Raw genomic sequence first — 13981 nt, 5'->3', positions numbered from 1 at the left:
GGCGCGGGCCCTGTCTTTTGAGTTTCGGGAGTACCTATGAGCAGGAAATTGGCCCTGGCGATCGCCTTCGCAACGGGTATCGGCGTGGTTGCCGGCGCGGTTGCATTCATGCCCGGTGGTGCGGCCGGGGAGGGCGCCAAGGCGCATGCTGGCCACGACGAGGCGGGGCACGACGACGAGGACGGCCACGGCGAAGCGAAACCTGCCGCGCGCGGCCCCAACGGCGGCGAGCTGTTCCGCGCCGACGACCTCGATGTCGAACTGGTGGCGCCGGAAAGCGCCGACGGCCGCGTGCCCATGTCCGTCTACCTGTCCCGTGCCGGCAGCCGCATCGCCGCCGATGGGCAAAGCCGGGTGTCGATGAGCGTGCGGCGCGCCTCGGGGGAGACCCAGGTACTGGCCTTCTCTCCCCGTGACGGCGCCTTCGTCAGCCCGACGGGCATCGCCGAGCCGCATTTCTTCAGCGCCACGCTGGAGGTCGAGCGTGAGGGCCGCACCGCGCGTTTCGAGTACACCAAGGAGGAAGGCCTGCTGGCCCTGAGCGCCGAGCAGATGACCGCTGCCGGCATCCGCCTGGCCACCGCGCAGGCCCGCAGCCTGGATACGCGGGTGAAGCTGCCGGGGGAGATCCGCTTCGACGAGGACCGCACCGCCCACCTGGTGCCGCGCACGGCAGGGGTGGTGGAGAGCGTGGCGGTGAACCTCGGACAGCAGGTGGAGAAGGGCCAGCTGCTGGCGGTGATCGCCAGCCCGCAGCTGTCTGAGCAGCGCAGCGAACTGGCCGCCGCCGAGCGCCGCGCCGAGCTGGCCCGCACCACCCACCAGCGCGAGCAGCAGCTGTGGAAGGAGGGCATCTCCGCCGAGCAGGACTTCCTCCAGGCGCGGCAGGCCCTGCAGGAAGCCGAGATCGCCGTCGCCAACGCCCGGCAGAAGCTGGCTGCGGTGGGCGGCGCCGGGCAACAGGCCCAGGGCAACCGCTACGAGCTGCGCGCGCCCTTCGCCGGCACGGTGGTGGAGAAGCACCTGGTGCCCGGCGAGGTAGTGAGCGAGGCGAGCAACGCCTTCACCCTGTCCGACCTCAGCCAGGTGTGGGCCACCTTCAGCCTCTCGCCCAAGGACCTGGGCGAGGCCCGGGTGGGGCGCGCGGTGAAGGTTATCTCGCCGGAGCTGGGCAGCGAGGTGCTCGGGCAGGTGGCCTATATCGGCAACCTGCTGGGCGAGCAGACCCGCACCGCTACCGCGCGGGCGGTGCTGAAGAACCCGGAAGGCGCCTGGCGCCCGGGGCTGTTCGTCAGCATCGAGTTGGCGATCGCCTCCAGCCAGGCCGGCGTCACCGTGCCGGAGCAGGCGGTGCAAAGCATCGAGGAGCGCCCCAGCGTGTTCGTGCAGGTAGCGCAAGGCTTCGTCGCGCAGCCCGTCAGCCTCGGCACCCGCAGCGACGGCTTCGTCGAGGTGACCGAAGGCCTGGCCGCCGGCACCGCCGTGGCCGCCGAGGGCAGCTTCATCCTCAAGTCGGAGCTGGGCAAGGGCTCGGCCGACCACGCCCACTGACCGCCACCACGAGACCACGACATGTTCGAACGCATCATCCAGTTCGCCATCGAGCAGCGCATCATCGTGTTGCTGCTGGTGTTGGCCATGGCCGGGCTTGGCGTCGCCAGCTACCAGAAGCTACCCATCGACGCCGTACCCGATATCACCAACGTGCAGGTGCAGATCAACACCGCCGCCGCCGGCTTCTCGCCGCTGGAAACCGAGCAGCGCATCACCTTTCCCATCGAGACGGCCATGGCCGGCCTGCCGCACCTGAAGCAGACCCGCTCGCTGTCGCGCTCGGGCTTCTCCCAGGTCACGGTGATCTTCGAGGACGGCACCGACCTGTACTTCGCCCGGCAGTTGATCAACGAGCGCCTGCAGGTGGCCCGGGAGCAGTTGCCCGAAGGCGCCGAGGCGGTGATGGGGCCGATTTCCACCGGCCTCGGCGAGATCTTCCTGTGGACGGTGGAAGCCGAGGACGGCGCCCTGAAGGAGGACGGCACGGCCTACACGCCCACCGACCTGCGGGTGATCCAGGACTGGATCATCAAGCCGCAGCTGCGCAACGTGCCCGGCGTGGCGGAGATCAACACCATCGGCGGCTACGCCAAGGAGTTCCAGGTCGCCCCCGATCCCAAGCGCCTGGCCGCCTACGGCCTGACCCTGGTGGACCTGCTCACGGCCCTGGAGCGCAACAATGCCAACGTCGGCGCCGGTTTCATCGAGCGCAACGGCGAGCAGCTGCTGGTGCGCGCGCCGGGGCAGGTGAAGGACCTGGCCGACATCGCCAACATCGTCATCGCCAATGTGGCGGGCACGCCGATCCGCGTCAGCCAGGTGGCCGAGGTGCAGATCGGCCGCGAGCTGCGCACCGGGGCGGCCACCGAGAACGGCCGCGAGGTGGTGCTGGGCACGGTGTTCATGCTCATCGGCGAGAACAGCCGCGCCGTTTCCCAGGCGGTGGCGGCGCGCCTCGACGCGATCAACCGCTCGCTGCCCGAGGGCGTGGTCGCGGTGCCGGTCTACGACCGCACCCAGCTGGTGGACAAGGCCATCGCCACGGTGAAGAAGAACCTCATCGAGGGCGCCATCCTGGTGGTGGCGGTGCTCTTCCTGTTCCTCGGCAACATCCGTGCGGCGCTGATCACCGCGATGGTGATCCCGCTGTCGATGCTGTTCACCTTCACCGGCATGTTCGGCAACAAGGTCAGCGCCAACCTCATGAGCCTCGGGGCGCTGGACTTCGGCATCATCGTCGACGGCGCGGTGGTGATCGTGGAGAACGCCATCCGCCGCCTGGCCCATGCTCAGCAGCACCACGGCCGCATGCTGACCCGCTCCGAGCGCCTGCACGAGGTGTTCGCCGCCTCGAAGGAAGCGCGCCGCGCGCTGATCTTCGGCCAGCTGATCATCATGGTGGTGTACCTGCCGATCTTCGCCCTCACCGGGGTGGAGGGGAAAATGTTCCACCCCATGGCCTTCACCGTGGTCACGGCGCTGCTGGGGGCGATGATCCTCTCGGTGACCTTCGTCCCGGCGGCCATCGCGCTGTTCGTCACCGGCAAGGTCAAGGAGGAGGAGAACGTCGTGATGCGCCTGGCGCGCCGTGGCTACGAGCCGGTGCTGGGCTGGGTGATGGGCCACCGCGTGCCGGTGTTCGGCGGTGCCTTGCTGCTGGTGCTGATGTCCGGCGTGCTGGCCAGCCGCATGGGCAGCGAGTTCGTGCCCAGCCTCAGCGAGGGGGACTTCGCCCTGCAGGCGCTGCGGGTACCCGGTACCAGCCTCACCCAGTCGGTGGACATGCAGGCGCGCCTGGAAATGGCGCTGATCGCCCAGGTGCCGGAGATCGAGCGGGTGTTCGCCCGTACCGGCACCGCGGAGATCGCCTCCGACCCGATGCCGCCGAACATCTCCGACGCCTACGTGATGCTCAAGCCCAAGGACCAGTGGCCCGACCCGGGCAAGCCCCGCGAGGCGATCATCGCCGACCTGCAGCGCGTCGCCGCCTCGGTGCCGGGCAGCAACCACGAGCTGTCGCAGCCCATCCAGCTGCGCTTCAACGAGCTGATCTCCGGCGTGCGCAGCGACGTGGCGGTGAAGGTCTTCGGCGACGACATGGCCGTGCTCAACCGCACCGCCGGCGAGATAGCCCAGGCCCTGGAAGGCGTTGCCGGCGCCTCGGAGGTCAAGGTCGAGCAGACCTCGGGCCTGCCGGTGCTGACCATCAACATCGACCGCGACAAGGCCGCGCGCTACGGCCTCAATGCCGGCGACGTGCAGGACACCATCGCCGTGGCGGTGGGCGGGCAGAAGGCGGGCACGCTGTTCGAGGGCGACCGCCGCTTCGACATGGTGGTGCGCCTGGCCGACCCGCTGCGCACCGATATCGACGGCCTCTCGCGCCTGCTCATCCCGGTGCCGCCGTTGCCGGGCAGCGGCTCGGAGCGCATCGCCTTCATCAGCCTGGCGGAGGTGGCCAGCCTCGACCTGGTGCTCGGCCCCAACCAGGTCAGCCGCGAGAACGGCAAGCGCCTGGTGGTGGTCAGCGCCAACGTGCGCGGGCGTGATATCGGTTCCTTCGTGGAGGAAGCGGCCAGCCGCCTGGAGCGTGAGGTGAAGGTGCCCGCCGGCTACTGGACCACCTGGGGCGGGCAGTTCGAGCAACTGCAATCGGCGGCCAAGCGCCTGCAGGTGGTGGTGCCGGTGGCGCTGCTGCTGGTCTTCGTGCTGCTGTTCATGATGTTCAACAACATCCGCGACGGGCTGCTGGTGTTCACCGGCATTCCCTTCGCCCTCACCGGCGGCGTGCTGGCGCTGTGGCTGCGGGACATTCCGTTGTCGATCTCGGCGGGGGTGGGCTTCATCGCCCTGTCCGGTGTGGCGGTGCTCAACGGCCTGGTGATGATCGCCTTCATCCGCAACCTGCGCGAGGAGGGCCGCCCCCTGCACGAGGCCGTTATCGAAGGCGCCCTGACGCGCCTGCGTCCGGTACTGATGACGGCGCTGGTGGCCTCCCTCGGCTTCGTGCCCATGGCCCTGGCCACCGGCACCGGCGCCGAAGTGCAACGCCCGCTGGCGACGGTGGTGATCGGTGGGATTCTCTCTTCCACCGTGCTCACCCTGCTGGTGCTGCCGGCGCTGTACCGCTGGATATACCGCCGCGACGAAGACCCCGAGCCCGGCGTCGCGCCATGACCGGTAGGGTGGACGACGCTTCACCCGTCCACCATTCGGAGCACGGCGCGGCATCGCTGGTGGAGGTGAAAAGCGACCTCCACCCTACGCTCGGGGCGCGTCTGTGCTGGGTGGGAATGACGGTCCGGTAGGGTGGACGACGCTCCACCCGTCCACCATTCGGGGCTCGGCGCGGCACCGCTGGTGGAGGTAAAAAAAAGCGACCTCCACCCTACATCCCGGGGCGCGTCTGTGCCGGGTGGAAATGACGGTCCGGTAGGGTGGACGACGCTCCACCCGTCCACCATTCGGAGTCCGGCTCGGCACCGCTGGTGGATGCAAAAAGCGACCGCCACCCCGCCTTGGGATGCGCTGGTGTCGGATGGGAACAGCTGTTGCTGGGGCAACAGCTGTTCAGCATTCCTGCCAGGCACCCAACAGCGCAGCTGTTGGCGGTTTTTCCTATCTGCTTGATCCCGCTGTGTTTTCTGCATTGGCACGACTACTGCTCTGACCTCCCTACATGCACGTCGCCGTGACGAGAGGTTGGAATGAGTCGAACGATAAGAGTGGTGGTGGTCTCGGGCAGCCTGCGCAACCCGTCGCGCACCCATGGGTTGCTGCAGGCCCTGGTGGAGCGCCTGCAGGCGCGCCTGGCCATCGAGGTGCACTGGATACGCGTCGCCGATATCGCCGGGGGATTGGCCGGCTCGCTGGAGCGCGACACGGCCTCACCGGCGCTGCTGCCGCACCTGCAGGCCATCGAGAACGCCGAGCTGATCATCGCCGGCAGCCCCGTCTACCGCGCCTCCTACACCGGCTTGTTCAAGCACCTGTTCGACCTGGTGGACTACCAGGCCCTCAAGGGCGTGCCGGTGTTGCTGGCCGCCACCGGCGGGGGCGAGCGCCACGCCCTGGTGATCGACCACCAGCTGCGCCCGCTGTTCGCCTTCTTCCAGGCGCACACCTTGCCCTATGGCCTCTACGCCACCACCGAGGCCTTCACCGATCACCAACTCACCGACCCCGCCCAGTTCGAACGCATCGAGCGGGCGCTGGAGCCGGTGCTCGCCTTCTTCCACCATGCGGCCGATCGCGCCGCCTGAATTCCCAAGCCCCGAGGAGTCAATGCCATGAGCCAGCAACCGATCCGCTTCGCCTACTGGGTGCCCAACGTCAGTGGTGGCCTGGTGGTCAGCAACATCGAACAGCGCACCAGCTGGGACGCCGACTACAACCGCAAGCTGGCGCAGATCGCCGAGCGCGCGGGCTTCGACTACGCCCTGTCGCAGATCCGCTTCACCGCCGGCTACGGCGCGGAGAACCAGCACGAATCGGTGGCCATCAGCCACGCGCTGCTGGCCGTAACCGAGCGCCTCAAGGTGATCGCCGCCATCCTGCCCGGCCCGTGGAACCCGGTGCTGGCGGCCAAGCAGCTGGCCACCATCGACCACCTCAGCAACGGCCGCATCGCCATCAACGTGGTGTCCGGCTGGTTCCGTGGCGAATTCCACGCCATCGGCGAACCCTGGCTGGACCATGACGAGCGCTACCGCCGCTCGGAGGAATTCATCCGCGCCCTCAAGGGCATCTGGACCCAGGACGACTTCACCTTCAACGGCGACTTCTACCGCTTGCGCAACTACAGCCTGAAGCCCAAGCCGCTGCAGCAGCCGCACCCGGAAATCTTCCAGGGCGGCAGCTCGCGGGCCGCCCGCGACATGGCCTCGCGCGTGTCGGACTGGTACTTCACCAACGGCAACAGCGTGGAAGGCATCAAGGCGCAGGTCGACGACATCCGCGCCAAGGCGGCGGCCAACGGCCATTCGGTCAAGGTCGGGGTCAACGCCTTCATCATCGCCCGCGACACCGAGGCAGAAGCCCGCGCGGTGCTGCAGGAAATCATCGACAAGGCCAACCCGGACGCGGTCAACGCCTTCGGCGCCGAAGTGAAGAACGCCGGCGCCGCCAGCCCCGAGGGTGAAGGCAACTGGGCCAAGTCCAGCTTCGAGGACCTGGTGCAATACAACGACGGCTTCAAGACCAACCTCATCGGCACGCCCCGGCAGATCGCCGAACGCATCGTCGCCCTCAAGGCCGTGGGCGTGGACCTGATCCTCTCCGGCTTCCTGCACTTCCAGGAGGAAGTGGAGTACTTCGGCCAGCATGTGCTGCCGCTGGTGCGCGAGCTGGAGGAAGAGAAGCGCGCGGAGAGGGCGGTGGCCTGACGGGGCGACTGGCGAATTCCGGGATGCGGCGCTTCACTGTTGAGTTGCCGGAATTCGCCAGAACCACCAGGTTCACCCGGGCATGGACCGGCCATTTCAGGAGCAGGGAAGATGCCGCAGGTTCATGACAGCAGCGCGTGGTGGTGCCTGGAGAATGGTGCGTTGGGCATCGGTGAGGACCACACCCAACCCGAAGGTCGCCAACTGGCCATCGACCTTATCGACTCAGGGCTGGTTACCCACCTCTTCATCGAACTGGCGGATGCGCATTACGGCGGCGTGCTGGCCAACGCGCAGCAGATCGCCACTAACGGTGGGACGCGTCAGCAAATCCAGGCGGCTTGCCCGGATGGCAACCTGTTCGTTTGTCCTATCAGCCTGAAACAGGTGATTACCGCTGCACTCAAGATCGGTGTCCCCGTTCATTTGGCGGACCACCCGATCATGGCTTCGCGATCTGGTGATTTCCAACGCAGGCACAATTCCATACTCCAGACGTTTCGCACCGTTACCAACCAGCCTGGCCCGGGGGCGGCACAGGCGGTAGGGCCTGCCAGCGTCGGCTGTCTGTTCCTGTGGGGAGGGGCTCATTTCGAGGGGGGAAGGGCATTGGATATCTTCATCCCGGGACTGCCCTTCATCATGATGGGCTGAGTCGCACCTCTTCTACCGGACTGTCGAGGTCCGCAGGTGCCGGAGCCTAAGGAGAGGCGGTGAAGGCCGTGGAACCATGGCGGGCGTGATCGCCGTATTTACGATAATCGCATCCGGCCATGGCGGGTAAGCCCGGGATGTGCAGCGCGTTTCTGTGCCGGGGTTGGCAATGTGCCATTGCAGCCGAGTCAGGTGTTCCGGTGGCGCGCTATCGTGGGTGCCTTCCCGGGCAACCCCCGCCCGCAGCCGCAAGGAGGCACTGCCACCCATGTCCGAAACCGCCATCACCCTGCGTGTGCAGTTCAGCGATGAGGCGCAGGCGCAGCAGGTGCTGCAAGCCCTCGGCGCTGCCGCCGAGGCCCACGGCCACGAGCTGACGGCCAGCCTCGCTTCATTGGCACCTGTCGGTGCCCACGGCGCGGAGCAGGGCATTGATATCGAGCGCCTGGAGCGCCAGGACTCGACGCTGATCGTGGCGGGCTATGCCGGGCGCATCGACCCGCCGCTGTGGCTGATCCCCGGCCTGGTGCACCTGGGCGCGACCCGCACGGTGTTGAGTGAGTCCCGTGACGAAGGCGGCCAGCGGCATCACTTCATCGGCCTGAAGCGGGTGTCGCAGAAGGCCTTCGAGGCCAGCGCCGCGCTTATGCCCAAGCCGCCGCTGAAGGCCAGTGCCGAGCTGTTCCTTCCGGAAGGCCGGGTGACGGTCAAGGCGACCTTGCTGAGCCACGAGTGGAAGGAGTCGCTGTTCGAGCGCTTCTGCGTGATGCGCATGCAGGCCGAGGACGGCCGCCTGTTTCTCTACAAGGGCGCGTCCGGGCTGACGGCGATGACCGCCGACGATCACGAGAAGACCTGCACCTTCTCCGCCACCTTCGAACTGGGCGAGTACGACGGTGAGACGGTGGCGTTCGCCCGTCGACCGACCAAGCTCCAGCTCGGCAGCATCAGCCCGGCCAAGGCCCGCAAGGTCAAGTTCAGCGGCCGCAACAAGGTCTTCATGGAAGGGCCGTTCGCGCCCCTTATCAGCCGCTACCTGCAGGAGCTGGAAGGCAAGCCCGATGCCTTTATCCAGCGCCTGGGCGCCGCCTCGTTGCTGGACGTGGGGTTCAGCGAACTGTTCGGCCTGCTGAAGAATCTCGACGCCTATTCCTTCGACGGCTTCGGCCACTACGTCTCGCTCTCGGACGGCAGCCGCGAGGCCTTCGAGATCTACACCGTGGGCGACGCGACGGTCGATCTCGAGGCTGCGCGCCAGCACCTGAATATGCTCGATGTGGCCGCCACCTATAGGGACGACCACCCCAACGTGTACACGCTGTACTGGCTGCACCACGGCATCCGCGTGCGCTTCAAGGTGTGGGCGAAGGGGTTCGAGTGCTACCTCGATCGGCAGGTGGAGTCCGCTTTCTAGCGGGGGTTGGCGCGGGGCGTCTTGGGATTCCTGGTACCGCCATCCCATGGGTTTCGCTTCGCTCTACGCCATCCTACGAATCATCCCTGCGTCGCGGGGACACGGAGCTGGAGGCGACTCCGGTTGCGTAGGATGGGTAGAGCCGTGCGAAACCCATGCTGTCAGGGTTTCAGGCAATGGGAAGGCGTGGCGCCCTCGGCGTTCGTGGCCGGGTCGTAGGTTGGCGACGAGCGCAGCGAGGCCCAACGGGGCGGGGTTCGATTTGGGGGGATGCCTGTAGCGCCGCCTGATGGGTTTCGCTTCGCTCTACGCCATCCTACGAATCATCCCTGCGTCGTGTGGACACGGAGCTGGAGGCGACTCCGGTTGCGTAGGATGGGTAGAGCCGTGCGAAACCCATGCTGTCAGGGTTCAGGCAATGGGAAGGCGTGGCGCCCTCGGCGTTCGTCACTCTGTAGGCCGGCCAGCCTGTATGTCGAAAATCGGGACCGTCTGTATCTATCGGCCCTGGGGGGCCATTGGTAGGGTTCGAAAACGCCCCATCCCCCCGGAAGCCCTGACCATGACCTACGCCTATTCCCTGCTGCTGATCAGCGGCATCTACCTGGCGGTGCTCGCCAGCCCCGGGCCGAACTTCTTCATCCTCAGCCAGATGGCTCTGAGCCAGCGGCACCGGGATGCGCGTTACGTCGCCTTCGGCATCACCACCGGCTCGGTGTTCTGGGTGATTGTGTCCATCGCCGGGCTGGCGACCCTGCTGGCGCAGCACCCCTGGCTGGAGTCCGGCGTGCGCCTGGCCGGTGCCGCCTACCTGGTGTGGTACGGCGGTCGGCTGCTGCGGTCGGCCCTCCACCCAACGCCACGTCGGACGCCGGTGGAGCAGCCCGAGCTCGATGGCTCGCGCCTGGCCGCGTACCGCATCGGCCTGCTCACCTGCGTGACCAACCCCAAGGGCGCGGCCTTCTGGACCAGCGCCTTCGCCGCCATCTTCCCGGTGGGGGCGCCACTGTGGTTCTACCCGGTCACCGTGCTGCTCATCGGCGTGCTGTCGTTCGGCTTGCATATCGGGCTGGCCCAGGTCTTCGGCTCCGCCGCGCTGCGGTCGAGCTACCTGCGCATCGAGCGGGGCATCAATGGTTGCGCCGGTGCGGCGCTGGTGGCGCTGGGGCTGCAACGGATATTTGCGCGCTGATGCGCCAGGTCGAGGACGGCTTCGCCCGGGTGTTCTTCGATAAGCCGCTGGGCTGAGCCGTCGTCGGGCGCGAGCCTTCAACCTTCTGAGTCACCGCGTAGGGCGGGTGAAACCCGCGTTGGCTTCTGTGCCCCATCCCGCTGGGTTGCACCCGACCTACACCACGCGGGCGCTGTGCACGGCCTGGCTTGCCTGCTTCAGCCCAACCTGCGGGCGTGGGCGTTTTCCGCCATGGCCGCGATGCCGCTGCGGCGGTTGGCCTCGGCCGCCAGCTGGCGTTCTTCCTCGTTAGCGAAGTGGGCGTCCCAGGCCAGGACCTTGGGCGTCATCAGCTTGTGCCAGAGCGGCGGGATCATCGCGACCATGATGGTCGTGAGGTAGCCGCCGATCATCATCGGCGCGTCCGGGAAGGGGCGCAGGTCCTGGTAGGGCACCTCACCCTGGGCGTGGTGGTGGGAGTGGCGGGTGAGGTTGAACATGCTCCAGGAGCTGATGCGCCGGTTGCTGTTCCACGAGTGACGGGGCTGCACCGGCGTGGCCGGGTTGCGCACCATGCCGTAGTGCTCCATGTAGTTGACGATCTCCAGCAGGGCCTTGCCCCACAGCGCGCAGGCGATGAAGAACAGCGCCACGCGCCAGCCACCGATGCCCCAGGCGGCGGCCACCAGCAGCAGACTCATGGCGTGCCCGCGCAGCACCGCGTTGTGCCAGCCGAACAGGCTTTGGCCCTTCCTGGCGAGGCGGCGGCGCTCGATGTGCCAGGCGCTGAGGTTGCCCTTGAGGGTGGAGACGAGCACGTGCCAGTAGACGTTGCGCCCACGCGGCGCGGTGGCCGGGTCTTCGGTGGTGGAGACGTAGCGGTGATGGCCGTAGACGTGCTCGATGGCGAACACCGTGTCGAAGCTGAAGGCCAGCAGCCAGCGGCCGATGAGCATGGAGACCCGGTCCCAGGTGCGGTGGGTGAGTTCATGGGCGGTGATGGTGCCGATCATGCCGATCATCAGGCCGGTGAGCAGCCAGGCCGAGACGTGGTGGATGCCGGCGGTGGCGTCGCGGGCGGCGATCAGGTCACGGCCGCTGAGGCGACTGAGGGCCGCGCCGAAGCCCAACGGGTCGCCTGCGCTGACGCTCCACAGCGCCGCGAAGACGATGAAGCCGAGCAGCGGCAGGGCCAGCCACAGCTGGACGGTGAGGATGCCGGGATGCTTGAAGTGCGGGGTGCTGGTGTCGTCCCCCGCGATGGCATCGCCGACGAGGTAGAAGGCGAGGATCGCCAGCAGCCCGGCGCTGGTCCAGATGCCGCCGGCCAGCAGGGACAGCGCGGCGAGCAGCCCGATGCCCTGGAACAGGAAGTACTTCAGGTAGTGCAACGCGTTCATGGTGGTTTCTCTTGTTGTGGTGATCAGGCGTCGGCCAGGGCCGCCGGTGCGGTGGTGGTGAAGCGGTCGGCGTGGATGTGCTCGGGCGCCACGCCCAGGCCGCGCAGCAGCGCACTGGCGCTGTCGATCATCGCGGGCGGGCCGCAGAGGTAGGCGTGGGCGCCGGGCTCCAGCAGCGCCGGGATCTGCGCCGTGACCAGCCCGCGCGCGCCGCTCCAGGGTGTCTCGGGGGCGATATCGGAGAGCACCGGGACGAAGCGGAAGGGCGCGGGCCATCGGGCGGCGATGGCGGTGATGTCTGCCAGGGCGTAGAGGTCGCGCTGCTGGCGGGCGCCGAACAGCAGGGTGGCCGGGCGGGTGACGCCAGCGGCCAGGGCCTCGTGCAGGATCGCCAGCAGGGGCGCCAGGCCGCTGCCGCCGGCGACCAGCAGCAAGGGCGCTGTTGCGGGGCGCAGGTGGAAGTCGCCCTGGGGCCCTTCGAGCACCAGGCCCTGGCCCAGCAACGGGCGTTCGTCCACCCACCCGGTGAAGACGCCGCCGGGCACCTTGCGGATGAAGAAGCCGACCTGGGCATCGGGCTGCATCGGCGTGCAGAAGGAGAACGGCCGTGGCTGGCCGGGCAGGGCGTCGAGGGTCAGCGTTGCGTACTGGCCGGCCTTGTAGGGCAGGGCCTCGTCGAGCTGCACCTGCAGGTGGGTGATGTCGTGGGTGAGCCGCTGCTGGCCGACCACCTTGCCACGCACGCGGCGCCTGGCGCTGTGCCGGGCGAGGTCCACCTCGATGCGCAGGTCCCCCTGGGGCACGCTCTGGCAGGCGAGGATGTAGCCCTGGTCCAGCTCCTCGTCCGTGAGCACGTAGCTGGCTTCGGTCAGCTCGCGCACGCGGCCGGACAGCAGCCTGCACTTGCAGGTGGCGCAACCGCCCACGCGGCAGCTGTGGGGGAAGTCGATGCCGTGGCGCAGGGCGGCCTGCAGCAGGGTTTCCTTCGGGTTCACCAGGATCTCGGTGGCGTTGATCCGCACCTGGCTGGGGCGGGATCGGGAGCGGAATGGAAACATGCGTCCTCCTGTTGTGATTGTTGGGTCGGACGGCTGAATCCTAGGGGTGTCGCCGGGGAGGAGGAGAGGGCCTCAATTGACATTCTGGGGGTCATTAAATGACACTTTCGCCCCCGCCAGATGCGAGCCACAGAGGCGCCCATGCCTGACTTCCGACTCCCCGTGCAGTACCTGCGACAGGTCGCGGAACAGCTGCGGGTGATGGGTGTGGCCCCGGGCGAATGGCTGGCCGATTGCGGCGTGGCCCCCGCGCTGCTGGACGACCCGGAGTACCAGCCCGGTATCGAGCTGTTCGGGCCGCTGATGCAGCAGGCGCTGCGGCTCAGCGGCGAGCCGGCGCTGGGGCTGTTGATCGGCGAGCGGCTGGGTGTCGGCACCCACGGCGTTCTCGGTTTTGCCGCGCTGCAGGGCGGCTCCCTGCGCCAGGTCATCCAGCTGCTGGAGCGCTACCTGGCGGTGCGCACCACCCTGGCCCGGGTGCAGCTCGACGGCGAACCGGCCCAGGCCCGGGAACACCTGCGCTTCGTGGCCGAGTACCCGCTCGGCGAGGTGGAGCAGACGGTGATGGAAGCGGTGATGCTGGCGGTGAAGAACATCTTCGACGCCATCACCCCGGCCGGGCGCTCGGCCAGCCGCATCAGCTTCCCGGCCCCGCAGCCCATCTACGCGGCACTGGCCGAGCAGCTCTTCGGCTGCCCGGTGGACTATGCGCAGTCTTGGGCCGGCTTCACCTTCGACACGGCGATGCTGGATACGCCGCTGCGCATGGCGGACCCTTCCGCCTTCCGCGAGGCGGAGCTGATCTGCCAGCGCGAGCTGAAGAAGCTGGGGGAGAAGAGCTCCCTGGGTGCGCGGGTGCGCCGGCTCATCCTCGAACGGCAGAACGCCTTCCCCAGCCTCGTCACCATCGCGCGCCTGCTCTACATGACGCCTCGCACGCTGCACCGCCGCCTGCTCGCGGAGGGCACCAGCTACAAGCAGATCCTCAAGGAAGTCCGCCACGTGCTGGCCATCGAACACCTCCGCGCCGGCCGGCTGACGGTGGAGGAAATCGCCCAGGTCCTGGGCTACAGCGACGTGGCCAACTTCCGGCGCGCCTTCAAACAATGGGAAGGCGTGGCGCCCTCGGCGTTCGTCGCCCCGTAGGTTGGCGCCGAGCGCAGCGGCGCCCAACGGGGCGGGGCTCGATTTGGTGGGCGCCTGTGGCTCCGCTTGATGGGTTTCGCATAGCTCTACGCCATCCTACGAACAAGCTCGCGTTGGCATTTGTGCTCCGTGCCCGACCTGCAGGGCTCGCGGGGTTGTAGGGGGAGTGGGGCGAGCGCCCTGGCGGCATCACGGTACGC

Annotated in this window: 10 protein-coding genes; 8 read left to right on the top strand and 2 right to left on the bottom strand. The window is 68.0% G+C overall.

Going from position 1 to position 13981, the window contains the following annotated elements; genetic code table 11:
- Window positions 1-60: 60 nt before the first annotated feature.
- From PSm6_RS27435 to PSm6_RS27405, 7 genes are all read left to right on the top strand, one after another.
- Window positions 61-1551, top strand: coding sequence for an efflux RND transporter periplasmic adaptor subunit (locus tag PSm6_RS27435; RefSeq protein WP_307735147.1), 1491 nt, complete (start codon window positions 61-63; stop codon window positions 1549-1551).
- A 21-nt stretch (window positions 1552-1572) separates the two neighbouring features.
- On the top strand, window positions 1573-4731 hold the full coding sequence (locus tag PSm6_RS27430) for a CusA/CzcA family heavy metal efflux RND transporter (RefSeq protein WP_265168837.1): 3159 nt from the start codon (window positions 1573-1575) through the stop codon (window positions 4729-4731).
- A gap of 530 nt (window positions 4732-5261) precedes the next feature.
- Window positions 5262-5816: an FMN reductase gene (gene msuE / locus PSm6_RS27425; RefSeq protein ID WP_043244003.1), complete on the top strand. Its 555-nt coding sequence runs from the start codon at window positions 5262-5264 to the stop codon at window positions 5814-5816.
- A 27-nt stretch (window positions 5817-5843) separates the two neighbouring features.
- Complete coding sequence (gene sfnG, locus PSm6_RS27420) at window positions 5844-6938, top strand: dimethylsulfone monooxygenase SfnG (protein WP_043244002.1); 1095 nt, start codon at window positions 5844-5846, stop codon at window positions 6936-6938.
- A gap of 111 nt (window positions 6939-7049) precedes the next feature.
- A complete protein-coding gene (locus PSm6_RS27415; RefSeq protein ID WP_043244000.1) occupies window positions 7050-7592 on the top strand; it encodes a hypothetical protein in 543 nt (180 codons plus the stop codon).
- A 268-nt stretch (window positions 7593-7860) separates the two neighbouring features.
- Entirely contained in the window at window positions 7861-9006 is a 1146-nt protein-coding gene (locus PSm6_RS27410) for a hypothetical protein (protein WP_265168836.1), read from the top strand.
- A 562-nt stretch (window positions 9007-9568) separates the two neighbouring features.
- Window positions 9569-10198, top strand: coding sequence for a LysE family translocator (locus tag PSm6_RS27405; protein WP_265168835.1), 630 nt, complete (start codon window positions 9569-9571; stop codon window positions 10196-10198).
- Window positions 10199-10395: 197 nt separating this feature from the next.
- On the opposite strand, the gene PSm6_RS27400 is transcribed toward PSm6_RS27405, so the two are convergent.
- Window positions 10396-11577 (bottom strand): alkane 1-monooxygenase, encoded by a 1182-nt coding sequence (locus tag PSm6_RS27400; RefSeq protein ID WP_021220215.1) that lies wholly within the window; start codon window positions 11575-11577, stop codon window positions 10396-10398.
- A 23-nt stretch (window positions 11578-11600) separates the two neighbouring features.
- Window positions 11601-12635 carry a 2Fe-2S iron-sulfur cluster-binding protein gene (locus PSm6_RS27395; RefSeq protein ID WP_021220216.1) on the bottom strand — a complete coding sequence of 345 codons (1035 nt, stop codon included), beginning with the start codon at window positions 12633-12635 and terminating at the stop codon, window positions 11601-11603.
- A 141-nt stretch (window positions 12636-12776) separates the two neighbouring features.
- On the opposite strand from PSm6_RS27395, the gene PSm6_RS27390 reads away from it, so the two are divergent.
- Window positions 12777-13781: an AraC family transcriptional regulator gene (locus PSm6_RS27390; RefSeq protein WP_021220217.1), complete on the top strand. Its 1005-nt coding sequence runs from the start codon at window positions 12777-12779 to the stop codon at window positions 13779-13781.
- Window positions 13782-13981 lie beyond the last annotated feature (200 nt).

Origin of the sequence: Pseudomonas solani (genome assembly GCF_026072635.1) — a bacterium.
Lineage (GTDB): Bacteria > Pseudomonadota > Gammaproteobacteria > Pseudomonadales > Pseudomonadaceae > Metapseudomonas > Metapseudomonas solani.
Note: the sequence above shows the minus strand (reverse complement) of the source record. Positions and strands in the feature narration are given on the sequence as shown.